Origin of the sequence: Collinsella aerofaciens, from assembly GCF_032584215.1 — a bacterium.
Taxonomy (GTDB): domain Bacteria; phylum Actinomycetota; class Coriobacteriia; order Coriobacteriales; family Coriobacteriaceae; genus Collinsella.
This window is the reverse complement of record NZ_JAWHPN010000008.1, coordinates 16,890-39,728: the sequence shown is the minus strand read 5'-3', so window position 1 is coordinate 39,728 and position 22,839 is coordinate 16,890. Positions and strand designations below refer to the sequence as shown.

The following is a 22,839-nucleotide window of genomic DNA, read 5'->3' as shown; positions in this document are numbered from 1 at the left end:
TCCTTTCGATTGATATTAGCGGTAGTTGGTGAACTGCAGCGGCTGGCCGTAGTCCTGGTCGCGCAGGAACTGGATCACGGTCTGCAACGCGTCCTTCGAAGCAGAGGAAACACGCAGCTTGTCGGCCTCGATGGTCACCTTGACCTTGAGCTTTTGGTCCTTGATGTCCTTGTTGATCTTCTTGGCGGTCGCCTGGTCGATACCCTCGACGATATGGCCGAGCACGCGCACGGTGCCGCCCGACGCCGCCTGCGGAGCATCCCACGAGACAGCCTTGAGGTCGATGCCGCGCTTGATGAGCTTGGAGCTCAACACGTCGATAATCTGTTTGGAGACAAAGTCGGCCGGGGCGTTGATCGTAAAGAGCTTGTCGCCCTTCGAAAGCTCGATCGTGGCGCCGGAATCCTTAAGGTCATAGCGCTGGGAAATCTCGCGCGTGGTCTGCTGGAAGGCGTTGTCGACCTCTTGCATGTTGACCTCGGACACGACGTCGAAGCTGGAATCTTTAGCCATGATGTTTCCTTTCGCGTACGAGCGGCTTAGTAGCTATCGTACGAATAGTCGGTAGAATCGGTGGGCGTCTGACCGTCAGATGCGGTATCGGCGCCATCCGTGGACTGGGCATCGGTGCCGTCGGTGGTGTCGGTACCATCGGTGGTGTCGGTACCATCAGAACTTTCACCATTCTCGGAATCAGTCGTCTCCTTCTTGGGAACGGTGATCGTCACACGCGCCACGCCCGAGGTCTTGGTATCGTAACGGACCTTTTCGCCGTTCTTGGTAACGGTGACATCGGAAGGCTTGGACGTGGTGATCTCGATCGAGGACTCGGGCGTGTACTCCTGCTCAAAGGGGCCAGTCGCCTGGGCGCCATAGACCGACTTTCCATCGACCTTGACCTCAATCCACGCGGTCTTTCCCTTGGCAACGGAGACCTTGACCTTCGTGACCTCGTTCTCTTCCTTCTTGGCCGTCGTCTTGGTGGCGTCCGAATCAGTCGACTCATCCGTCGCCTCATCGGTGTCTTCATCCTCGTCGACCGTTTCGGTCTTCTTAGAAGACTTCTTAGTCGTCGTCTTGGTGGCAGTGGGCGTCTCGGGCGTGGTCTCGGGCGCCGAAGATGCGCAGCCGCGCAGAAGCACCACGATGAGCACGATCAGCAGTAACGCCACGGCACCGATGCCGGCGTAGACGATACGCGGATCGAGCACGTTGTTTTGAGGAGTACGTGATCCGCCGCGTCCACAACTGGAACTGCTGCGGCCGCCTCCCTGAGGCATACGACCGCGATTGCTATCGGAACGGCCGCGATAGCCGCCCTGGCTCTGAAGGCTGCGCTGACCCGAGCGGGGCGCAAGTTCACCGCGGCCTTGATAGCCACGCTGGACCGAACGCGGAGCCGAAGAGCGCTGGCCATACGGCTGTGATTGAGAGCGAAGACGCGGCGTCACCTGCGTGGTATCGGCATCCGAATAGCCACCGCGAGAGCGTCCCATAGAGGCACCACGGTAACCGCGATCGGAATAGCCGCCGTCGCCATAGCCGACACGAGGGTCACGCGCCACACCGCGGGCAGCGGGAAGTGCACGGTCCTCGGGCATCGGCGTACTGCGGAACCGGTCACGCTGCGAGCGAATCTCCTCGCCCGAACCCGTCTCGGTAATATAACCGGCCTGCTGAGGACGCTGTCCATAGCGGGTCGAACGACCGCCCTGAACCATCAGGAAGCGCCCGTTATCGACCGAGGAGCGCGAATTGACGTAGCCGGCGGCGTCCTGAAAACGACCGCCCTGCTGGGACGTCTCGCGTTCGTATGCCATCAGGTCGTCAAAGTAGGCATTGACGACCTCGCGCGGATTGAGGCCCAAAAAGCGAGCATAGCTCGAAATCATGCCCTGCGCATAGCCGCGCGGCGGCATCGAAGCAAAGTTACCGGTCTCGAAAAACTCGATGATCTGCGGCCTGATTTTGATGGTGTTGGCGACCTGCTGAATGGAAAGGCCCATTCGGCGACGCTGCTCGAGCAGCATGTCACCAAAGCGTGCAGCCATCAGAATCCTCCAAACTCACGATCTTCACGTGCCATCTCGGCGTCGACAGACTCCAGCGCGGCAAGCCCCTCCTCGTCCAACAGGACCTCGCGCGGCTTGGAACCGTCGGGCGGGCCGACGACACCCTTTTCTTCCAGCATATCCATAATACGCCCGGCACGCGCATAGCCAACCTTCAGACGACGTTGCAGGCCAGATGTGGAGCCAAGCTGCGATTCCACCACAATATGGGCGGCTTCCCAAATGAGCGGATCATCGTCTTGCGGCTCGGCGACTCCGGTGCGGACAATGCCGCCGCCACCCGCCATGGACATGGAAGCGGGCGCCACGGCAGACAGGATCTCCTCGTGGTAGTCTGGCTCACTCTGCGACTTGACGAACTCGACAATCTCGTTGATCTCATCATCCGAAACAAAGCAGCCCTGGATACGGCGGGGCTTGCCCCAGTCGACCTTGGAGAACAGCATGTCGCCCAAACCGGTGAGCTTTTCGGCACCCATCTGGTCGATGATGACGCGCGAGTCGATGCCCGTGGCGACGTTAAAGGCGATGCGGTTGGTGATGTTGGCCTTGATGAGGCCCGTCACCACGTTGGAGCTCGGGCGCTGCGTGGCCACGATAAGGTGGATACCGGCGGCACGGCCCAGCTGAGCAATACGCACGATCGAGGCCTCGACATCCTTACCGGCGACCATCATCAGGTCCGAGAGCTCGTCAATGATGATGACCAGGTAGGGCATCTTTAGCGGCGGGTTGTCGAAATGCTCAAACTCGCCGGCGGCCTGCTTTTCGTTGTAGGTCGAGATCTTACGCACGTTGAGGCGCTCGAAGACCTTCAGGCGACGCTCCATCTCGGACACGGCCCATTGCAGAGCGCTCGCGGCCTGCTTGGGCTCGGTCACCACGGGGACATAGAGATGCGGGAGGCCGTTATAGCCCGCAAGCTCGACGCGCTTGGGGTCGACCATGATCAGGCGAACGTCCTCGGGAAGAGCGCGCATGAGCAGGGTCGTGATGATGGAGTTGATCATGACCGACTTACCGGAACCCGTGGTACCGGCGATCAGCAGGTGGGGCATCTTGGCAAGGTCGGCGACGACCGGCGTACCCTCGGCATCGCGACCGATGGCGAGCTCAAGCGGACCGCCCTTCACATAGGGCAGCACGTCGCCCAGGTTGACGTTCTGGCGCTTGCGGTTGGGAATCTCGATGCCCACGAGCGAGGTGCCGGGGATCGGGGCAAAGATACGCACCGACTGGGCAGCGAGCGAAAGCGCGATATCGTCCTCGAGGCTCGAGATCTTGCTCACGCGCTCGCCCTCGCCAGGTTGCAGCTTAAAGGTCGTCACCGTGGGGCCGGCGATCCAGCCGACCACGCGGGCACTGCGGCCAAACTCAAGCAAGGTGGATTGCAGTGACTCGGCAGTCTGTTCCAGCTCCTTGTCAGAAGACGCGGAGGACGCCGACTGCGGGTTGGCATGCAGGATTTCGAGTGGCGGAAGCTTAAGGCCATCCTCTTCTTCGCCCTCGTTATCCGCGGGGGCATTGACCGCTCCCCCATCGCTAGAAGTAGGCGCCTCGACAGCGCCCGCGACAGCCGTATCGGCAACCTTGGGATGCTTCAAGAAGTCGGGAATCTGAGGTGCTGCCGAGACAGGATTCACGGCAAACGGTGGCTCGGACTCGTCGATCTTATCGGGGTCGTCTTCCATCGAAAGCTGGCCGGTTACCTGGTCGCGCTTGGCATGGCGACGCGGCAGCAAAGTTGTCTTTGCGGTCTCAATCGGAGCCTCGTCATCCTCGTCATCGCCCTCGGTGAGCTCAATCTCGCTATCGGACCAAAACGGGTCGGGCTCGCTTGTATTCAACTTGGGTGTGGCCTTGCCCTTCTTGGCATGGCGGCGCGGCAGCAGCTTCGTCTTAGCGCGCTCAGCCTCAACCGACTCGGACACGTCGACAAACGGATTCTCGTCCTCGTCGTCATCGTCCAAAACCGGGTCCACACCGTTGCCCATGACCGTGGTCACGGCAGCATCGGAGCCCTTTTGACGAAGAATGCTCAGGTGCGGACGGGCAACGCCGGGCACCGACAGAGCTTCGTCGTCACCCCACGGGCTGGCGTTGACATCGGCACGACGGCGCTCGGCAAAATCGGCCGCACGGTCGCGAGCAGAGCGCAAAACGCCGCCAACCGAAAAGCCGATGATGACCAAGCCCACGACGACAAAGCCCAACAGGACTACCATCGCGATAGGCTTACCCAGGGCATTCTGCAGCGCACTCGCAATAAACGCACCGATGTAGCCACCCGAGGCGGACAAATTTTGCGGCGTGAACATAAGGTCACAAGAGACACTCGTACCCGGCACCATCAGCGAAAGAATGGAGACGACGGCGATAAAGACCACGGCGCCGCCCGCAACAGAGCGTACGTTGAGCGGCGAGTCCTCGCCTAAAAAGAGCGTGGCGGCAAACAGCAAAATGACGATCGGCAGCACGTAGGCGCCCAGACCAAAGCCCAGGTGGTAGAAACCGGCAACCGCAGCCGTAACGGGTGCGGTCGCCGGCGAAATCACGGCAATGAAGGACGCAATCGCCAAAACGGCGATGACCACGCCGGCGATATCACGGTTGGCCGAGGGCTCAACCAAAGGCTCAAAATCGTCGAAGTCCGCCTCGTGGCCCTTATTGGCACGCAGATGGGAACCGGCACCCTTAGCAGATGCCGGTTGGTTATTGGCCTTATTGCCTTTGGCGTTTTGTGCAGATCCACGCGCCAAACTAAACCTCCATGACGACCGGGATGATCATCGGACGGGTGCGCGTACGGCTCCAAATAAAGTTGGAGAGCGAATCGCGCACGGCCTTGCGAATGGCATCGGAGCCGCTGCTCGTAAAGCTAAACTTGCCCTTCTCGATCGTCTTCATAATGGACGCGGAGGCATCCTCAGAGAACTGGTCGTCGATGGCAAACGAGACGCCGCGGCCCGAGAACTCGATGGCCTCGATCTTCTTGTGCTTGAGCGAGACGATAGCAACGGCCGTGACCATGCCGTCGTTGGCGAGCTTCTGGCGATCGCGCAGGACGATGGGGTCGGTATCGCCGATACGCAGGCCGTCGACGTAGACGACGCCGGACTCGACGGGCGTACCGCGTTTGACGATACCGCCGCGCATCTCGAGCGTGTCGCCGTTATCGAGGATAAAGATATGATCGTCCTTGATGCCCATCTTGCGGGCCAGCTGGGCATGGGCGCGCAGATGCACGGCCTCACCGTGAACCGGCATAAAGTACGTGGGCTTGGCCATGGCCATCAGGAGCTTGAGCTCCTCCTGGCTACCGTGGCCCGAGACGTGGACAAGAGCGCGGTTCTTATCCCACACGTCGCAGCCGAGCTTGGCCAGGCTGTTGACGACCTGCTGGACGGCCTTCTCGTTGCCGGGAACAGGCGTTGCCGAGAGGATGACGGTATCGCCCTCGTGGATGGAAAGCGTCTTGTGCTCGCCGTTGGCCATACGGGACAGCGCCGACAGCGGCTCGCCCTGCGAACCGGTGCACATGACGACGATCTTATCGTCGGGCAGGTTATCAATGTCGAAGGCATCGATGATATCGGCATCGTCGATGTTGAGGTAGCCCAGCTCACGCGCCACGCGGGTGTTCGTGAGCATGGAGCGACCGGTCACAACGACCTTACGGCCGCACTTGCGGGCGGCATCGCAGATCTGCTGCAGGCGATGGATGTGGCTCGAGAACGACGCGACGAACACGCGACCCGGGGCGTTCTTGATGGCGTGCAGCAAGTTGGGACCAACCTCGGCCTCGGACTTGGTAAAGCCGGGAACCGTGGCATTGGTGGAGTCGGACAGCAGCAGGTCGATACCCTGCTTGGCAAAGCGGCTGATAGCGGCATAGTCAGGCGTGACACCATCGATGGGCGTCTGGTCGAGCTTAAAGTCGCCGGTGTGCATAACGGTGCCCTGATTGGTGCGGATAAACACGCCCAGAGCGCCGGGGATGGAGTGCGTCATCGAGAAGAAGTCGAGCGAGATGCCGCCGAGGTTGACATGGCTGCCGCCCTTGACCTCGCGGAACTTGGGCGCGCGGATGCGGAACTCAGAAAGCTTGCCCTCGATAAAGCCAAGCGTCAGCTTGCTCGAAAAGATGGGCACCTTGTTGTTGAGGTCCTGCAGCAGGTACGGAAGCGAACCGGTGTGGTCCTCGTGGCCGTGGGTGACGACGATACCGCGGAGCTTCTCCTCGTTCTCCAGAACATAGGTGTAGTCGGGAAGCACCAGGTCGATACCGGGCTGGGAGTCGTCGGGGAACATGAGACCGGCGTCGACGAGCACCATGTCGTCGCCGCACTCGAAGACCGTCATGTTCTTACCGATGCCGTCAAGGCCGCCGAGCGGGATGATCTTCAAGGGAGATGATTTTTTAGCTGCCATAGGTTAGTGTGGTTTCCTTTCTTCGAAACGGGTCTGGAACAACCGACGGGGCGCTTCTGGCAAACCGACCGTCGGGAACGTACAAACATGCATCACAGAGTCGATGTAATAACCACAGTATGATACCCATTTGCACAACAACAGACCACCCATGCATCAAAGCCCCATCTGAACCTGTGTATCCCGCCGGTCAGGGCTCAGCGGCCAATATGAGATAGGTTTATTTTGGTAGGTTTTATCAGGGGAAATACTGCTGTGTCTATCTACTGATCTGAAATCTGACTACTGAATAGACTGTCTAACTAAATAGCGAGCGGCACTAACCAGCCCTTTTGCTTGCGCCCGGGAGGGACGCATATGAAGTTTATCGCGAGTTCCGCACGCAAAGGAAAGCACTTAATGTGCTTTCCGTCTTGCGCAGGACTGTAGAGCAGGAAACTTCATATGCGGCCCTCCCGGGCGCAAGCAAAAGGGCGACCCCCTTAGGAGTCGCCCTTGTTGAGCTGCTTATGTTTAGCTGTTACTCGGCGTCGTGGTGACGGCGGGGCTTGCGGCCTCCGTTGTCGCCGGGACGGCGCGGACGGTCGCTGCGCTCGGAGCGCTCGCGACGCGGACGCTCACGGCGCTGGAAGTGCTCGCCGTCGCCCTCGGAGGCACCCTCAGCACGAGCCGGGGCCTCGGGCTTGTCCAGACGATCAAGCGAGATCTTGCCGCGATCGTCGACCTCGATGACAACGACCTTGACCTCGTCGCCCACGTTGAGGACGTCCTCGACCTTCTCCACGCGGCCCTTGGCGACGCGGGAGATGTGCAGCAGGCCGTCCTTACCGGGCAGCAGGTTGACGAAGGCGCCGAAGGGCTGGATGGAGACCACACGACCGGTGTACTCCTCGCCCGGCTCGGGAACCTTGATGATGAGCTTGATGCGCTCGACAGCCTGGTCGACGGACTCGCCGGTGCCGCCGACAAAGACGGTACCGTCCTCCTGGATGTCGACCGAAGCGCCGGTCTCGTCCTGGATGCCGCGGATGACCTTGCCGCCGGAACCGATGACGTCGCGAATCTTGTCGGTAGGAACCTGGATGGAAACGATGCGCGGAGCAGTGCTGCGCGTGGTGTGGCGCGGCTCGGGGATCACATCGAGCATCTTCTGCAGAATGAAGGCGCGACCCTCCTTGGCCTGCTGCAGGGCGCGGGCCAGGATGTCGAAGGTGAGGCCGGTGGCCTTGTTGTCCATCTGCAGGGCGGTGATGCCCTCGGTGGTACCGGTGACCTTAAAGTCCATGTCGCCCAGGAAGTCCTCGAGACCCTGGATGTCGGACAGGACCACGGTCTTGCCCTCCTCCTGGATCAGGCCCATGGCGATACCGGAGACCGGGCGCTTAATGGGCACGCCGCCGTCCATAAGGGCGAGCGTGGAGCCGCAGGTCGAAGCCATCGAAGAGGAGCCGTTGGACTCCATGACCTCGGAGACGACGCGGATGGCGTAGGGGAACTCGTTCTCGTCGGGAAGCACCGGAAGCAGAGCGCGCTCGGCCAGATTGCCATGGCCGATCTCGCGGCGCTTGGGGCTGCCCATGCGGCCGGTCTCGCCGGTGCAGAACGGCGGGAAGTTGTAGTGGTGCATGTAGCGCTTGCCCTCGGTGGGCTCGATGGTATCCAGACGCTGGCCCTCGTTGAGCATGCCGAGCGACAGGACGGAGAGCACCTGGGTCTGGCCACGCTGGAACAGGCCGGAGCCGTGAACGAGCGGCAGGTAATTATCCTTCACCATGATGGGACGGATCTCGTCGGCAGCACGGCCATCGACGCGCTCGCCAGTCTCGACGACCATGGTGCGCATGGCCTTCTTCTCGAGCTTCTTGAGCGCCACGGGGATCTCGCGCTCCCAAGCGGCCTGCTCCTCCTCGGTGAACTCGGCGCGGATGGACTCCTTCAGAGCCTCGACCTTACCGATACGAGAGAGCTTGTCGGCGTCGCGAAGTGCGGCCGCCATCTCGTCGTAGTGGGCAAAGATGCGCTCCTGGACCTCCTCGACGGGCTGGTCGAGCGGGTACTCCTTCTTGACGATGGGGCCGTTGACCTGCTCCCACTCGGCGACGAACTCATCCTGAGCCTGGCAGAAAGCAGCAAGGGCCTCCTGGCCAAACTTCATGGCGGCGAGCATGTCGTCCTCGGAGATCTCCTCGGCGCCGGCCTCGACCATCGAGATGAAGTCGGCAGAGCCGCCCAGCTCCAGGTCCAGATCGGAGTTCTCGCGCTCCTCGTAGGTGGGGTTGACGATAAACTCGCCGGTCTCCACGTTACGGCCGATGCGCACGCAGGCAAGCGGGCCCTCGAAGGGAACGCCGCCGAGCGTCATGGCCAGAGAGGCACCCATGACGTTGATGACGTCGAAGGGGTTGACCTGGTCGGCGACGAGCGAGGTGGCGACGATATGCACCTCGTTGCGGAAGCCGTCCGGGAAGCTCGGGCGAATCGGACGGTCAATCATGCGCGCGGTGAGCGTGGCCTTCTCGCTGGGACGGCCCTCACGCTTGAGGTAACCACCCGGGATGCGGCCGGCGGCGTACATCTTCTCGTTGAAGTCGACGGTCAGCGGGAAGAAGTCGTAGTTCTTGCGCTCCTTGGAGACGACCACGGTGTCGAGCATCGTGGTGTCGCCCTGCTTGACCAGGCAGGCGCCGGTGGCCTGCTTGGCAAGCTCGCCCGACTCAAAGGTGTAGGTCTTGCCGTACAGCTCAAAGGTCTTGGATACGAGTGTCATTGTTCTCCTTTACCCCGCAGACCCCTTGCCTGCGGGCTTCTCATGTGACGCGGGCCCCCTGCCCCCGCCACGCTTCAGAGCGTGATTGTTCGCGCCCTTACACAAAAAGAGCGCCCCGCTGCGCAGGACGCTCTTAGCATGTACAAATCCTACTGGATGTTGTCGCGGATGCCCAGAGCCTTGATGAGCTCACGGTACTCGACGATGTCGTTCTTCTTGATGTAGGAGAGAAGACGACGACGACGGCCGACGAGCATGAGCAGGCCACGACGGGTGTGGAAGTCCTTCTGGTGGGACTTCATGTGCTCGGTCAGCTCCTTGATGCGCTCGGACAGGATGGCGACCTGAACCTTGGGGTTGCCGGTGTCGACCGGGGTGTTACCGAACTGGGCAGTCAGCTCCGCCTTGCGCTCTTTGGAAACAGTCATTGTTTCACCTTTCGTTTTACGTCGCCATCGGGCGACTCGATTCGCCTCGGACTGGGAAGCCGCCGGTGGAGCGAGCAACCAAGGTCGAGGTACCAACAGGTCGGTATGTTACCACAAGCAGCCCGCGCCTGCGCATCATCACCGACCCAACATGAATTCCATCGCACGGAGGCGCTGATCGGTGTGCGTCGCAGCCCAAACATGCGAAAGCCCCAGCAAAAAGGCTGCGGTATGCGGGTCGATTCGCTCGGCCAAAAGCGCATCGAAGGTCATGGACATGAGGGCGCGCAGCCATGCGGCCTCACCGGTCGACACCAGTTCGGCACCTGGAACGCTCGACGCGCACGACCCGCACATGAGGCCGCCCGCCTGGGGCGAAAAATACGACAGCATGGGGTCTCCGCACAGCACGCAGGCCGAAAAATCGGGTCGATAGCCAACGTGCGACAGCAGCTTAAAGACATATGCCGCCACAAGTAGATCCAAATGCGCCGTGTCGAGCCCGCTGCCCACCAGGGCAAGCGCTCGCTGCGTTATAGCAAAGGTAAACGGGTCCTCGGCGTCCTCGAACGAGCACACGCGCGCGACCTCGGCGATCGCGCTTGCGGCGCAGGTCGTCTCGTAATCGGGCGCAACGCCGAGCGGCGCCTCCATAAGCTCGGCCTGGGAAACCACGTCGAGTGACCGTCCATGTGCGAGCAGCATATCTACCGTACAGAACAGCTCGCAGCGCGCAGCCAGGCGTCCGCCGGGTTTGCGGGCGCCCTTTGCCACGGCACGAACCTGCCGCCCCCGCTCGTCAAGCATCGTCAAGATCAGGTCGGTCTCTTTGAGCTTCGTTTTGTCGAGGACGAGCACCTTGGTGCGATATGTCCGGGAGCCTGCCATGCGCGCCGCGCGTCCTTAGTCCTCGGCGTTGTAGCCAAAGCGGCGAATCTGGGCCTCGTCGTCGCGCCAGCCGGCCTTGACCTTCACGTCCAGCTCCAAAAAGACCTGCGTGCCAAAGATGCGCTCAAGATCGCGACGGGCGTCGATACCGATATGCTTGATCATCTCGCCGCCCTTACCGATGATGATGCCCTTTTGGCCCTCGCGCTCGACGTAAATGGTGGCGTGCACGCGCAGCACCTTCTTGGTCTGCTCAAGCGCATCACAGATCACGCCAACGGAGTGCGGGATCTCATCACGGGTGCGGCGCAAGACCTTCTCGCGCACAAACTCGGCAACGAGCGTCTCATCGGAAGCGTCGGTACCCATATCCTCGGGAAACCAACGCGGACCCTCGGGCAAAAAGTGCGCAACAGTCTCGATAAAGGCATCGACGTTGAAGTTCTTGACCGACGACGTCACGATCTCGTCGTCATATTCCATGAGCTCGTGGGCGGCCTTGAGCTGTTCCATAACCTGTGCGGGGTCGGCCTCATCGGCCTTGGTGAGCACCAGGACCTTCTTGGAACGGGAGCATCTGACGCGCTCGGCAACCCAGGCGTCTCCCCTGCCGATCGGCTTGGTGGCATCAATCAAAAACGCGACGACATCGACATCGTTCAGCTCGAACAGCGCGCTCTTGTTGAGCTCGGACCCCAGGCCGTCCTTGGGTTTGTGGATACCCGGAGTATCGACAAAGACCAGCTGGTAGCCGGGACGGTTGACGACGGCGCGCATGCGGCGGCGAGTCGTCTGGGCCACCGGCGAGGTGATGGCGACCTTTTTGCCATAGCAGGCATTAAGCAGCGTGGACTTGCCGGCGTTGGGACGACCGACCAGGGCCACAAAACCGCTGCGGAAACCGGGCTCCACGTCACCAAAGCCCGCGAGGCTGTCGCCCTCGTCGCACAGGGCGTCGAGCTCCTCGTCGCTCATGCCCTCAAACGGGTCGAACTCCTCGACATCCTCGAGCTCCTCGGTATCCACCGCATCCAGGACCTCGTCATCCAAAACTTCATCGGTAGGCTGCATATTGTCGGACATGGGAATCCCTTTCTAAATAAAGCCGAGCGCGCGGGCAAATACCAGCACGCCCACAATCGCGGCGGTGATGGAAAGAACGTATACAGAGGCGGCGGCGATGTCCTTCGCACGCTTGGCCAGCGGATGGAGCTCCTGGGTCGCTAGGTCGACGATGGCCTCCATAGCGGTGTTGCACAGCTCGCCGTGAATCACCAGGCCACAACAGATGATAATCGTGGCCCACTCGGCAATGTCGAGCCCCACGATACAGCCGGCGATGACGGTACACACGCCCGCCACGAGCATGACCTTAATGTTGCGCTCGGTCTTGACGGCGGTGACGAAGCCCTCCATGGCGTAGGAAAACGACTTTAAGAAGGACGGATGGTCCTTGTTCGATCCGGGAATCATAGACGGCTCCTAGTCGTGGGCGTGGTTGGTGATGGGGCCGACGTGGACTAGCTTAGGGTCCTCACCGCGCTCGAGCGCCAGATCGCGCAGGATGGCGTCCTCGCGGGCCTCCATGACCTCGGCCTCGTCGTCCTCGATGTGGTCATAGCCCAGCAGGTGCAGCATGCCGTGTACGAGCATCAGACGGCACTCGTCAGCGGGGCTATTGCCAAAACCGGGGGCCTGACGGGCAATAACCTGCGGGGCCAAGATAATATCGCCGAGCTCGAGCGTCTCATCGGCGGGAATGTCATCGTCGAAGGCCGAATCGCACTCAAACGAAAGCACATCGGTGGTGCGGTCGATACCGCGCCACTCGTGGTTGAGCTCGTGCATCTCGTCCTCGTCGACATACGAAAGGGAAATCTCGACTCCACGTTCAACGCCCTCGGCGGCAAGCACAACCTCGCAGATGTGCTCCACCTCCTGCGCGTCGAGCAGCGTATCGAGCTCGGCATCGTTGCTGATCAATACACTCAACGGGACTCCTTTCGGTCGCGCGGGCGCTGCTCGCGCACGTCATCATAAGCTTCATATGCCTCGACGATACGACCCACCAGGGCATGGCGCACCACGTCGGCACGCTCGAGGTGAGAAAATGCGACATCGTCGACACGGCCCAAAATCTGCTCAACGTCAGCAAGACCGCCACGACGACCCACCAGGTCGCGCTGGCTCAGGTCGCCGGTAATCACGAACTTGGAGTTGAACCCAAGGCGTGTCAGGAACATCTTCATCTGCTCGGGCGTGGTATTTTGCGCCTCGTCGAGCACCACGAAGGCATCACTCAGTGTGCGGCCGCGCATGTAGGCAAGCGGGGCGATCTCGATCACGCCACGCTCCATAAGCTCATCGGTGCGCTCGCGATCCATCATGTCAAAAAGGGCGTCGTAGAGCGGACGCATGTAGGGGTCGATCTTTTCCTCGAGGGTACCGGGCAAAAAGCCCAGATTCTCCCCCGCCTCGACAACCGGACGCGTCAAGATCAAACGGCCCACCTCGTGACGCTTGAGCGCGGCAACGGCGAGCGCCATGGCCAGATAGGTCTTACCGGTGCCGGCAGGACCCAGGCCAAACGTGATGGTATGCGTGCGGATGGCATCCACATAGCGCTTTTGGCCGAGCGTCTTGGGGCGAATGACGCGGCCGCGATACGAAAGCAGCACGTCATCGCGAAGCGACGTAGCCTCGTGCTCACCGTCGCGCAAGACGGCCAGGCAGCGAGAGACATCGTCGGCAGACAGCGTGCGCCCGGCGGCCGCCTCGCGAAAAGCGTGCTCGAAAAAGCGCGCCACGAGTTCGACCTCGTCCGGGTCGCCGCTCACGGAGATGCTATCGCCACGGGCGACCACATGAGCGCGAACCAAGCTCTCGAGCGCACGAAGGACGCCGTCGCCGGCGCCCAAAACGCGCGAGGGATCAATCCCCTCGGGAACGGTAAGTCTAATCTTCGAGGCTTCCATGAACCTCCCTGCGTGCATGGACCAAGCCGGAATCATCGACTCCGATGATAGCAACATCGAGCAGGCACGGGGCTGTAAGTCCACAGGTATCGTCAAGACGGGCATGATGGAACGAGCCGAGCGTCAGGTTGTCGCCATACTCGAGCACGGCACGCTCGACCGTGCCCACGCGACGGCGAGCGTCGGCAATAGCGAGCTCCTGTGCGGCGGCCCGCATACGGCGGCTGCGCTCGGCCATAACCTCGGGCGGAACCTGGTCGGGCATGTCGGCAGCAAGGGTACCGGGACGCTTGCTGTAGCGGAACACGTGCATACGCGAGAAACCCACACGGCGGCACAGCGCCAGCGACTTCTCGAACTCCTCGTCCGTCTCGCCAGGGAAGCCGACAATAACGTCGCAAGAAAGTGACGCCTGCGGCAGATTGGCGCGAATCATACGCACCGTGTCCTCAAAGGCCTCCGCACTATAGGGACGGCCCATGCGATGCAGGGTCGCCGTGCAGCCGGACTGCACGGGCAGGTGCAAAAACGGGGCGATACGCTGCGGAAAGCGCGCCATAACCTTAAGCAGGCGCTCAGAGATATCCATGGGCTCGACCGAGGAAATGCGCACATGCGGGATAGACGTGCGCTCCATGATGGCCTCGAGCAGCTCATCGATTTCGACATGCTCGTCGGTCGCGCTCTTGCCATCGTAGGCGCCCAGGTTCACACCGGTCAGCACCACCTCGGGCACGCCGGCCTCCTGGGCCTCGCGAACTTGCTCGAGCACGGACTCAACGGGCACGGAGCGCTCGGGGCCGCGTGCCTTCCACACAATGCAATAGGTGCAGCGATGGTTGCAGCCGTCCTGAATCTTCACGCCCAGGCGAGAGCGACCGAGCGCATCGACCACCCCGCCATCGCTGCAGGCGGGAACGCTATCGGACTCAACGCCCAACACCTCGCAGACACGTTCGGCGACATCGATCTTGGACGGCTCGGCGATCACGCGATCCGAAAGCTCCAGCAGCTCCTCGGGATGTAAATTGACCACGCAACCGGTCACAAGCACATAGGGCTCGTTAGGATGGGCCAGCGCATGACGGACGGCCTTACGGGTCTTGGCCTCGGCCTCGCCCGTAACGGCACAGGTGTTAATGACGATCAGATCGGCATCCTGGGGATCCACAATAGCAAAGCCCAGACGCATAAGATCGGCAGTGATACGGTCAGACTCAACCCGGTTGACGCGGCAGCCGAGGTTGACGACGGAAATATGGGGTGCGAGCACGCGGGCTCCTTAATCGAGGATATCGTCGAGGGCACTCTTGATACGGTCGGTCACCGACTTCTTACCAGAAGCGACGTCATCGCCCATCTCATCGGCAAAAGCACGGAGCAGTTCGCGTTGCTTATTGGAAAGATTGGTGGGAACGACCACGCGCAGTTGCACGATCAGGCGGCCACGCGAACCGCCACCGCCAATGCGCGGCATGCCGTAATTATTGACGCTCACGGTGTCGCCGTACTGGGCGCCGGCGGGAACCGTCACCTTAACGACCTCGTCGGGCATAATGCCCTCGACCTCGATCTCGCAGCCGAGCGCAGCCTGCGCAATCGAGATATCGCTCACCAGGTACAGGTCGTCCCCGTTGCGCTTAAAGCGCTCATGGTCGGCAACGCGCACGTTGACAATCAGGTCGCCCGAGGGCTCGCCGCGAAGGCCGGCCTCGCCAAAGCCGCTCACGCACAGCTGACGACCGGTCGAAACGCCGGCGGGAATATCGATGTCGATCTTTTCGTGCGAAGGCGTGCGGCCCTGACCGTCGCAGGTCTCGCAGGGATGGTCGATAACCGTACCCTCGCCATGGCAGTCGGGGCAAGGCGAGGAAGACTGAACCTGGCCCAGGAACGAACGCTGAACCGTCGTGACATAGCCCGTACCGTGGCAGCGGCCGCACTGCTTTTCCTGTGCGCCCTCTGCCCTACCGGTGCCATTGCAGTCCTCGCAAGGAGCAAGGCGGTCATAACTGATCGTCTTTTTGCAGCCGAGCGCCGCCTCCTCAAGGGTCACCGAAAGCGAGATGGCCATGTCACGTCCGCGACGACGCTCACGACGGCTGCGGGCGCCACCGCCGGCACCGCCGCCAAAGAACGACGAGAACAAGTCGTCCATGCCCATGCCACCAAAGATATCGTTGATATCGACGTAACCCGAACCACCAGGGCCGTCAGCAGTGCCGTAACGGTCGTAGTTAGCACGCTTCTGCTCATCGGAAAGAACGGAATAGGCCTCGTTGAGCTCCTTGAACTTGGCCTCGGCCTCGGGGTCGTCCGAAACATCCGGATGTACGGTACGGGCCTTCTTTAGAAACGCACGCTTAATCGTCCGCGCGTCGGCATCCTTGTCGACGCCAAGCACCTCGTAGTAATCCCTATTTTCCGACACGACCGAATCCTTCCGACTTTCATTATTTGTCACAGTGCGTCCTATACCCAAGCTGGGCCGACCGCAAACAGAGGGTTTGATGTTATTGCATTGCGTAGGGCGAAAGCATGGCACGTTGCGAGCAGCTCGCGAACCAAACCGACACGAGCGCGAACATGAAGCCGTTGGCAAAACCGTTGGCAAACTGCATCGCACCGCGCTTCCACCACAGCAGACTACGATGAAGCACACCGTCCGAAAGCACCATAAACAGGCCCATGGTAAACGGAATAAAGCACATCACGGCAAAGGCCGAGAACACGCCCGAAATGGCCGACAGCACCAAAAACGGCGCCACGATGCCCATCAGGTAAAAACCGGTACGAGCTTTGCCTTCCAAGCGCTCGGCTTCAACATGGGCACGGCCGACCAGGTCGCCGCCCGCGGCACCGTTGGTGCCAGCATGCCCCATGCCGCCAATGCGGACCTCGTCGCCATCGTGCGTGCCGGCAGGAAACTCAATTGTCTGCTCGGAGGTCACACGGGTCCGCCCGCTGCCGCCGCAATCGGGGCAGGGGTCGGCGACGACCTTACCGGAACCGCCGCACTCGGGGCAGACTGACTGAAACGTGCCCGCACCAAACAGGAAGGACAGGTCGACGTCGATGTGGCCGCGGCCGCCGCAGCTCGGGCAGGTATGGGCATGCTCGGAGGAGACAGAACCCGAGCCGCCGCAATGTCCGCATGTATCGAAACGCGTGTAGCGGACGGTCTTGCGGGCACCGCCCTTGGCCTCCTTGGCGTCAAGTTTGATATCGACGACCACATTGGCGCCGTTCTCGGGATTGTAGGCAGCCTGGCCGCGACGCTGCTGGCCCCAGGCGCCACCAAAGGGAAAGCCGCCCTCAAAGGGATTGCCATAGCCTGTGTTGCCGGCGTAGCCGCCACCATAGGACGAAGCCGTAGGAGCACCGGCAAAGGGATTGCCAGAACGCATGGCGTCGTAGCGCGCACGTTTTTGCTCATCCGAAAGCACGGCGTAGGCCTCGGAAACCTCTTTAAACTTTTCCTCGGCATCCGGCTCTTTGTTGACGTCCGGATGGAGCTTGCGGGCCTTTTGCTGAAAGGCCTTTTGAATATCACGCGAGGTGGCGTCCTTGGAGACACCCAGAATCTCGTAATAATCTTTTTCGTTCATCGTCGCCATGCGCGGCAACCTCCTGCTCACAGCAGCGTATATATTCCGGTAATTCTACCCGAGCGGCCTAAGCTAGATCCCAAAACAGCTCGAACAGAACATTTCCATCGAGCCAGCCCAAGTGTGTCGGCGCCAGACGAGCTCGAACATAGCCCGCGACGACATCTGCCGAAGTGAAAGGTCCCTCATGGACCCCGAGCGTCTCGGGCACCCAAGTGGCAAGACCCAATTCGAGCGCGCGATCGCAGGCAGCTGCCAGCTCATCGGCCGGGATGACACGAGCCGCGCGAACCAAAAGGTCGGACGCGACACCGCGCGTCATGCGACAAGCAAGCATCAGGTCTTCGGCCGCAGCCTCACGCTGCGACAGATATTCGGCCTCGAACGCCGTCGCGGCATCGTCACGTTGCACCAGTCGCACGCGGTACGCATCGCCGCGAGCAGACACGCCGGGAAACAGCCCGGCCAAGCGATCAAAATCCTCGGCGTCGAGCATACCGGCGGCAGAGCGACCCAAGCCCAAATAGCCCTGGCCGGTCCAGTAGGCAATGTTATGGGCGCACTCATGGCCGTCGAGCGCATAGCTTGCCACCTCATAGGGATGATAGCCGGCCGCACCCAGACGCTCACGCGCCACATCCATGCACGAAGCTTGAAAATCCTCGTCGGGCTCGAGCGACTCATCGCGGCACGCCATGCGATAAAGGGGCGTCCCCTCCTCAAGCGTGAGCGGGTAGACCGACACATGATGCGGAGCCGCCGCCAGCACGCCATCGAGCGTGCGCTTCCAACTCACTGCGGTCTGCCCGGGAAGTCCGCACATAAGGTCGCACGACACGTCAAGCCCAGCGTTCTTGACCGTCGAGATGGCAGCGAGCGCCCGATCGGCATCGTGAATACGGCCGATGGCAGTAAGTTCGGTGTTATCGAGCGTTTGCACGCCCAAAGAGACGCGTGTGACACCAACCTTGACAAGTGCAGTGGCAAGCTCGGCGGTCAGCGACTCGGGATTGGCCTCGCAGGTAAACTCAACGGGGGCGCACCACGCACGAATACGCCGCGCCAGCTCCACCAGGCGCTCCCCCGCCAGCGACGGCGTACCGCCGCCAACATAGACAGTGCGGATCTGGTCAAGGGCCCCAGCTTTGCCAAAAGCATCGAGGCGCGCGTACAACTGCTCAAAATAGGCATCGAACGCAGCGCTCAGGTCGCACGGAGCAAAACTGCGCGAGTCAAAGTCGCAGTACCGGCACTTTTGAGCGCAAAACGGCACGTGCACGTACAGCGCGGTAACGGCCACCCTTAAGCCTCCAGCGGATGAGGGGGCACCGATTCGCCGGCGGCAAGTGCGGCCTCGCAGGCCACCACATCGCGCTCGATCTCATCGACCAGCGCCATAAACTCCTCGTATGTGGAACAGCGCACCACATGGGCACGCCAAGCGGCAGCATGGGGCATGCCTTTTAAGTACCAGCTTGCGTACGTACGTGCACGCGACATGAGCGGCAGGAGCTCATGCGTCAGCGTTAGGTGCTCACGCAGGGCGTCTAGGCGCTCGACGGAGCTGCGCGCCGGCACCGGTGTGCCATCGAGCGCAAGGGCGCGAGCATCACCGAACACCCACGGATTGCCGTAGATGCCGCGCGCGATAAACACCGCGCTGGCACTCGAACCTTGCAGATGCTCAGCAGCGTCCTCGGCCGAGAACACATCGCCCGAACCGATAACGGGAATCTCGACGGCGTCGGCCACCTCATCGACGACCGACCAATCGGCCTGACCCGTGTAGAGCTGCGTGGCGCAACGACCATGCACGGCGACTGCGGCGGCACCGGCGCCTTCGAGCATCTGGGCAAACGTCGCGGCATTACGGTCCTCGGCATAAAAGCCCTTGCGGATCTTTACGGTCACGGGCACATGCGCCGCGCCCACCGCCGCCTCGACGATCTTCTCGGCCAAATCGGGCGTGCGCATAAGGGCTGAGCCCTCGCCCTTGGTGACAACCTTTCGGGCAGGACAGGCCATGTTGATATCGATGAGCGACAGGCGATCGCCCACACGCTCCTCGACGGCGGCGACCGCACTCGCAAACTGATCGGGCTTGGAACCAAAGAGCTGCACGCAAATCTGCTGCTCCTCGTCGGCCGGCAACACCAGGCGCCACGTCTTGTTGCTGGCATAGGCAAGGCCCGCCACGCTCACCATCTCGCTGTAGGCAAGATTGGCACCGCGGCGGCGACACATGATGCGATAGGCAGGGTCGGTTACGCCCGCCATAGGAGCCATAAGGAACGGCTGCTCGGCATAAGCACCCAGCAGCCGCTTGCTGTATTCAGAAAGCGCCATAGACCTACTCGTCCACCTTGAGGATCGCCATAAAGGCCTCCTGCGGGACCTCGACTGAGCCGATGGCCTTCATGCGCTTCTTGCCCTCTTTCTGCTTCTCGAGCAGTTTGCGCTTACGCGAGATATCGCCGCCGTAGCACTTTGCAAGAACGTCCTTGCGACGCGCTTTGACGGTGGAACGGGCAATGATCTTGTTGCCGATAGCACCCTGGATGGGCACCTCGAACAGCTGACGAGGAATAATCTCCTTGAGCTTGTCGCATAGGCCGCGGGCAAGACCGTAGGCCTTGTCCTTGTGGACGATAAACGACAGCGCGTCCACCTCGTCGCCCGAAAGCAAGATATCGAGCTTGACGAGCTCGGAGGGACGATACTCGTTGAACTCGTAGTCGAGCGAGGCATAGCCCTTGGTACGGCTCTTGAGCTGGTCAAAGAAGTCCAAGATGAGCTCGGCGAGCGGCATATCAAAGCGCATCTCGACCGACTTGCTCGTGAGATGAATCATGTCGGTAGTAATGCCGCGGTGCTCGATAGCGAGCTGCATGACGGCACCCGTATACTCGGGCGGGCAGATAATCTTGGCCTTGAGGTAGGGCTCCTCGATGCGCTCGATGCGCGTAGCCTCGGGCAGATCCTGCGGACTGCGGACATCAATCATCTCGCCGTCAGTCTTGTAGACGTGATAGTCCACCGAGGGGCTCGTAGCAATGAGGTCAAGATTGAACTCACGCTCCAGGCGCTCCTTGACGACCTCCATATGCAGCAGGCCCAAGAAGCCCACGCGGAAACCAAAGCCGAGCGCCACCGAGGTCTCGGGCTCCCACACCAACGACGGGTCGTTGACGTGCAGCTTATCGAGCGCGTCACGCAGGTTCTCGTAGTCCTTGTTATCGATCGGGAACAGGCCCGTATAGACCATGGGCTTGGCCTCGCGGTAGCCGGGAAGCGGCTCGGGGCAGGGATTCGACGCCCACGTGAGGGTATCGCCCACGCGAACGGCCTCGGGGTCCTTCAGGCCCGTGACCACGTATCCGACCTCGCCGACCGTCAGCGCGTCAACCGGGGTCTCGGCGGGACGCTTGACGCCCACGCCATCGACCAAAAAGTCGCCCTTTGCCTGCATCATGCGCAGGGTATCGCCCTTTTTGATTGAACCGTCAAAGACGCGGACCGTGGCGACGACGCCACGATACTCGTCGAAGTATGAATCCAGAATGAGTGCCTTGAGCGGCGCGTTCGCATCGCCCTTGGGCGGAGAGATCAGAAAGACAATGGACTCCAGCAGATCGTGGATGCCCTCGCCGGTCTTGCCCGAGACACACACGGCATCATCGGCAGGGATCGCCAGGTCATCCTCGATCTCGGTCTTAACCTCATCGGGATGGGCCGAGGGCAGGTCGATCTTGTTGATGGCCGGCACAATGTCCAGATTGGCGTTCATGGCGAGCGTCGCGTTAGAGACGGTCTGCGCCTCGACGCCCTGCGTGGCGTCGACAACGAGCACCGCGCCCTCACAGGCTGCCAGCGAGCGCGAGACCTCATAGGTAAAGTCCACGTGGCCCGGCGTATCGATCAAATTGAACTGATACGTCTCGCCATCGTCGGCGTCATAGGACACGCGAACGGCATTGGACTTGATCGTGATGCCGCGCTCGCGCTCGATATCCATGGTGTCGAGCAGCTGCGACTCCATATCGCGTTCGTCGACGGTATGGGTGAGCTCGAGGATGCGATCGCTGATCGTGGACTTGCCATGGTCAATGTGCGCAACGATTGAGAAGTTGCGGATGTGGGAAAAGTCAATTGAAGTATTCATGCGGACTATCTTACCCGAGCGGTACAAAAAATGGAGCCTGTTCCATAAAACAGGCTCCATTTATGCGCGTAATCTGTGTGGTGTGAAATTTACAACTTAGGCGTTGATGCTGTTCACGAGCTTGGCAAGACCGGACTTGCGGTTGGAAGCCTGGTTCTTGTGGATAACATGCTTGGCGGCAGCCATGTCGAGACGCTTGGTGACGGTCTTGAGGGCAGCCTGGGCCTTCTCGGCGTCGCCCTCGGCGACGGCGGACTGGACGTGCTTGGTCAGCGTCTTGAGCTCGGACTTGACAGCCTTGTTACGCATGCGAGCTGCCTCATTGGTGCGGATACGCTTCTTCTGAGACTTGATGTTTGCCACTTCTGGAGTTCCTTTCGAGTTCCTTGCAAAAAATGTATGACACCTCTGAGACACGGTGAGGTCATGCAAGCGCCTACTATAGCACGCTCCCCCTCAAAGGGATAGAACGAATTTGTCAAATAGGCAGGTATCATCACGATTTTCTCAAGATGTTCGTAATCCAGAGCAAAAGCGCGGTCTGAGAATCGGCCGAACCCTTGAGCGCGAGCTCCACATCAACGGCACCCTCGAGCGCTGCGACGAGCTCTGCCATCGAAAAGCGACGTGCCCAGGTCAGGTGATTCTTGACCTGCCAGGACTGGAGTTTGAGCGTTGCGGCCAGCTCACGACCCTGTCCGCGCGCATCGAACGCCTTGGCAACGATAAGCTCGCGAATGCGGCCGCACAGCAATGTGTACGTCCACACGTAGCTCTTGGCGGGCATTAGATTGAAGAGCTCGAGCGAACGGCGCATGTCACGGGCCGAGACCGCATTGAGAAAGTCCCAGGGTTGAACCTCGGCCGTACGTACAATCCAGCGCTCAACGTCGGCAAGCTCAATCTGGGGCGCCTTGACCATCTGGGCAAGCTTAGCCAAGTCGTTATCGAGCATGCGAGTGTTTTCACCCGAACGCGAGACGAGCTCCTCGGCGGCCGCCGTCGAGATCGACTTGCCGTGCTGCGTCGCCATCTGTTGCACGCGGCGCGGTAACTCCCAGCGCTTGGTGCCGGAGCAATCGATCACGGCCTTCTTGTCGATTTTGGCGATCGCCTTATACAGGCGCGTGTTCTTGGCAAGCGAGTCGGCGATGATGAGGCAGACCGTCGTGGGGCTGGGACTCGCCAGATAGTCGACAAGCGGCTCCGAGACCGCCTTAGCGAGCTTTGAGCAGCCATCAAGGATTACCAAGCGAAACTCGCTGCCCATCGGAAAGGTGTTAAGCGATCCGATAATGGACTCGATATCGGGGTCCTTGGTCATGTCGCGCTCGTCGAGGTTGAACTCGACCATTCCCGACTTTTCCAGACGCGCCTTCATACGCGAGACGGCGTGATCGCGCTTGACGCCGTCGGTACCGACGATCAGATATGCCGGCAGCAGACCGGTTTCGGACATTACGCTCCCCTCCCGCAGGCCTTCGTATTCGTTCCGTGCCATTCTAGCC

The 22,839-nt window shown here is 61.1% G+C and carries 19 protein-coding genes; all 19 read right to left on the bottom strand.

The features are described from left to right. Nucleotides 1-15 precede the first annotated feature (15 nt). Nucleotides 16-513, bottom strand: a complete 498-nt coding sequence (locus tag RX395_RS03665) for a YajQ family cyclic di-GMP-binding protein (protein ID WP_022094699.1) — start codon at nucleotides 511-513, stop codon at nucleotides 16-18. Nucleotides 514-539: 26 nt separating this feature from the next. Further along, nucleotides 540-2,051 (bottom strand): helix-turn-helix domain-containing protein, encoded by a 1,512-nt coding sequence (locus RX395_RS03660; RefSeq protein ID WP_316365535.1) that lies wholly within the window; start codon nucleotides 2,049-2,051, stop codon nucleotides 540-542. Next, nucleotides 2,051-4,831, bottom strand: coding sequence for an FtsK/SpoIIIE family DNA translocase (locus tag RX395_RS03655; protein ID WP_316365533.1), 2,781 nt, complete (start codon nucleotides 4,829-4,831; stop codon nucleotides 2,051-2,053). The genes RX395_RS03660 and RX395_RS03655 overlap by 1 nt, the downstream gene beginning before the upstream one ends. Before the next feature lies 1 nt (nucleotide 4,832). Beyond that, nucleotides 4,833-6,503: a ribonuclease J gene (locus tag RX395_RS03650; RefSeq protein WP_006235967.1), complete on the bottom strand. Its 1,671-nt coding sequence runs from the start codon at nucleotides 6,501-6,503 to the stop codon at nucleotides 4,833-4,835. Nucleotides 6,504-7,023: 520 nt separating this feature from the next. Further along, nucleotides 7,024-9,270, bottom strand: a complete 2,247-nt coding sequence (locus RX395_RS03645) for a polyribonucleotide nucleotidyltransferase (protein ID WP_055309899.1) — start codon at nucleotides 9,268-9,270, stop codon at nucleotides 7,024-7,026. A gap of 149 nt (nucleotides 9,271-9,419) precedes the next feature. Further along, entirely contained in the window at nucleotides 9,420-9,698 is a 279-nt protein-coding gene (gene rpsO / locus RX395_RS03640; RefSeq protein ID WP_035138510.1) for a 30S ribosomal protein S15, read from the bottom strand. A gap of 138 nt (nucleotides 9,699-9,836) precedes the next feature. Next, nucleotides 9,837-10,586 (bottom strand): DNA repair protein RecO, encoded by a 750-nt coding sequence (recO, locus tag RX395_RS03635; RefSeq protein WP_316365525.1) that lies wholly within the window; start codon nucleotides 10,584-10,586, stop codon nucleotides 9,837-9,839. A gap of 15 nt (nucleotides 10,587-10,601) precedes the next feature. Continuing rightward, the gene (gene era, locus RX395_RS03630) at nucleotides 10,602-11,669 is read right to left on the bottom strand and encodes a GTPase Era (RefSeq protein WP_316365524.1); all 1,068 of its coding nucleotides are present in this window, start codon (nucleotides 11,667-11,669) and stop codon (nucleotides 10,602-10,604) included. Between the two features lie 12 nt (nucleotides 11,670-11,681). Further along, on the bottom strand, nucleotides 11,682-12,059 hold the full coding sequence (locus RX395_RS03625) for a diacylglycerol kinase family protein (RefSeq protein WP_148346217.1): 378 nt from the start codon (nucleotides 12,057-12,059) through the stop codon (nucleotides 11,682-11,684). Nucleotides 12,060-12,068: 9 nt separating this feature from the next. Then, the gene (gene ybeY / locus RX395_RS03620; protein ID WP_117770331.1) at nucleotides 12,069-12,578 is read right to left on the bottom strand and encodes an rRNA maturation RNase YbeY; all 510 of its coding nucleotides are present in this window, start codon (nucleotides 12,576-12,578) and stop codon (nucleotides 12,069-12,071) included. Next, nucleotides 12,575-13,561 carry a PhoH family protein gene (locus RX395_RS03615; protein ID WP_316365520.1) on the bottom strand — a complete coding sequence of 329 codons (987 nt, stop codon included), beginning with the start codon at nucleotides 13,559-13,561 and terminating at the stop codon, nucleotides 12,575-12,577. The genes ybeY and RX395_RS03615 overlap by 4 nt, the downstream gene beginning before the upstream one ends. Further along, nucleotides 13,542-14,834 (bottom strand): MiaB/RimO family radical SAM methylthiotransferase, encoded by a 1,293-nt coding sequence (locus RX395_RS03610; RefSeq protein WP_316365518.1) that lies wholly within the window; start codon nucleotides 14,832-14,834, stop codon nucleotides 13,542-13,544. The genes RX395_RS03615 and RX395_RS03610 overlap by 20 nt, the downstream gene beginning before the upstream one ends. A gap of 9 nt (nucleotides 14,835-14,843) precedes the next feature. Continuing rightward, the gene (gene dnaJ / locus RX395_RS03605; RefSeq protein WP_316365516.1) at nucleotides 14,844-15,992 is read right to left on the bottom strand and encodes a molecular chaperone DnaJ; all 1,149 of its coding nucleotides are present in this window, start codon (nucleotides 15,990-15,992) and stop codon (nucleotides 14,844-14,846) included. 82 nt (nucleotides 15,993-16,074) lie between these two features. After that, nucleotides 16,075-17,178 carry a DnaJ domain-containing protein gene (locus RX395_RS03600; protein ID WP_316365515.1) on the bottom strand — a complete coding sequence of 368 codons (1,104 nt, stop codon included), beginning with the start codon at nucleotides 17,176-17,178 and terminating at the stop codon, nucleotides 16,075-16,077. 58 nt (nucleotides 17,179-17,236) lie between these two features. After that, on the bottom strand, nucleotides 17,237-18,469 hold the full coding sequence (gene hemW, locus RX395_RS03595; RefSeq protein ID WP_316365513.1) for a radical SAM family heme chaperone HemW: 1,233 nt from the start codon (nucleotides 18,467-18,469) through the stop codon (nucleotides 17,237-17,239). A 2-nt stretch (nucleotides 18,470-18,471) separates the two neighbouring features. Next, entirely contained in the window at nucleotides 18,472-19,515 is a 1,044-nt protein-coding gene (dusB, locus tag RX395_RS03590) for a tRNA dihydrouridine synthase DusB (RefSeq protein WP_316365511.1), read from the bottom strand. Nucleotides 19,516-19,519: 4 nt separating this feature from the next. Beyond that, nucleotides 19,520-21,331, bottom strand: coding sequence for a translation elongation factor 4 (gene lepA / locus RX395_RS03585; RefSeq protein WP_316365510.1), 1,812 nt, complete (start codon nucleotides 21,329-21,331; stop codon nucleotides 19,520-19,522). A 96-nt stretch (nucleotides 21,332-21,427) separates the two neighbouring features. Continuing rightward, nucleotides 21,428-21,694 carry a 30S ribosomal protein S20 gene (rpsT, locus tag RX395_RS03580; protein ID WP_022094714.1) on the bottom strand — a complete coding sequence of 89 codons (267 nt, stop codon included), beginning with the start codon at nucleotides 21,692-21,694 and terminating at the stop codon, nucleotides 21,428-21,430. A 133-nt stretch (nucleotides 21,695-21,827) separates the two neighbouring features. Then, nucleotides 21,828-22,790 (bottom strand): DNA polymerase III subunit delta, encoded by a 963-nt coding sequence (gene holA / locus RX395_RS03575; RefSeq protein WP_316365507.1) that lies wholly within the window; start codon nucleotides 22,788-22,790, stop codon nucleotides 21,828-21,830. Between the last annotated feature and the right edge of the window lie 49 nt (nucleotides 22,791-22,839).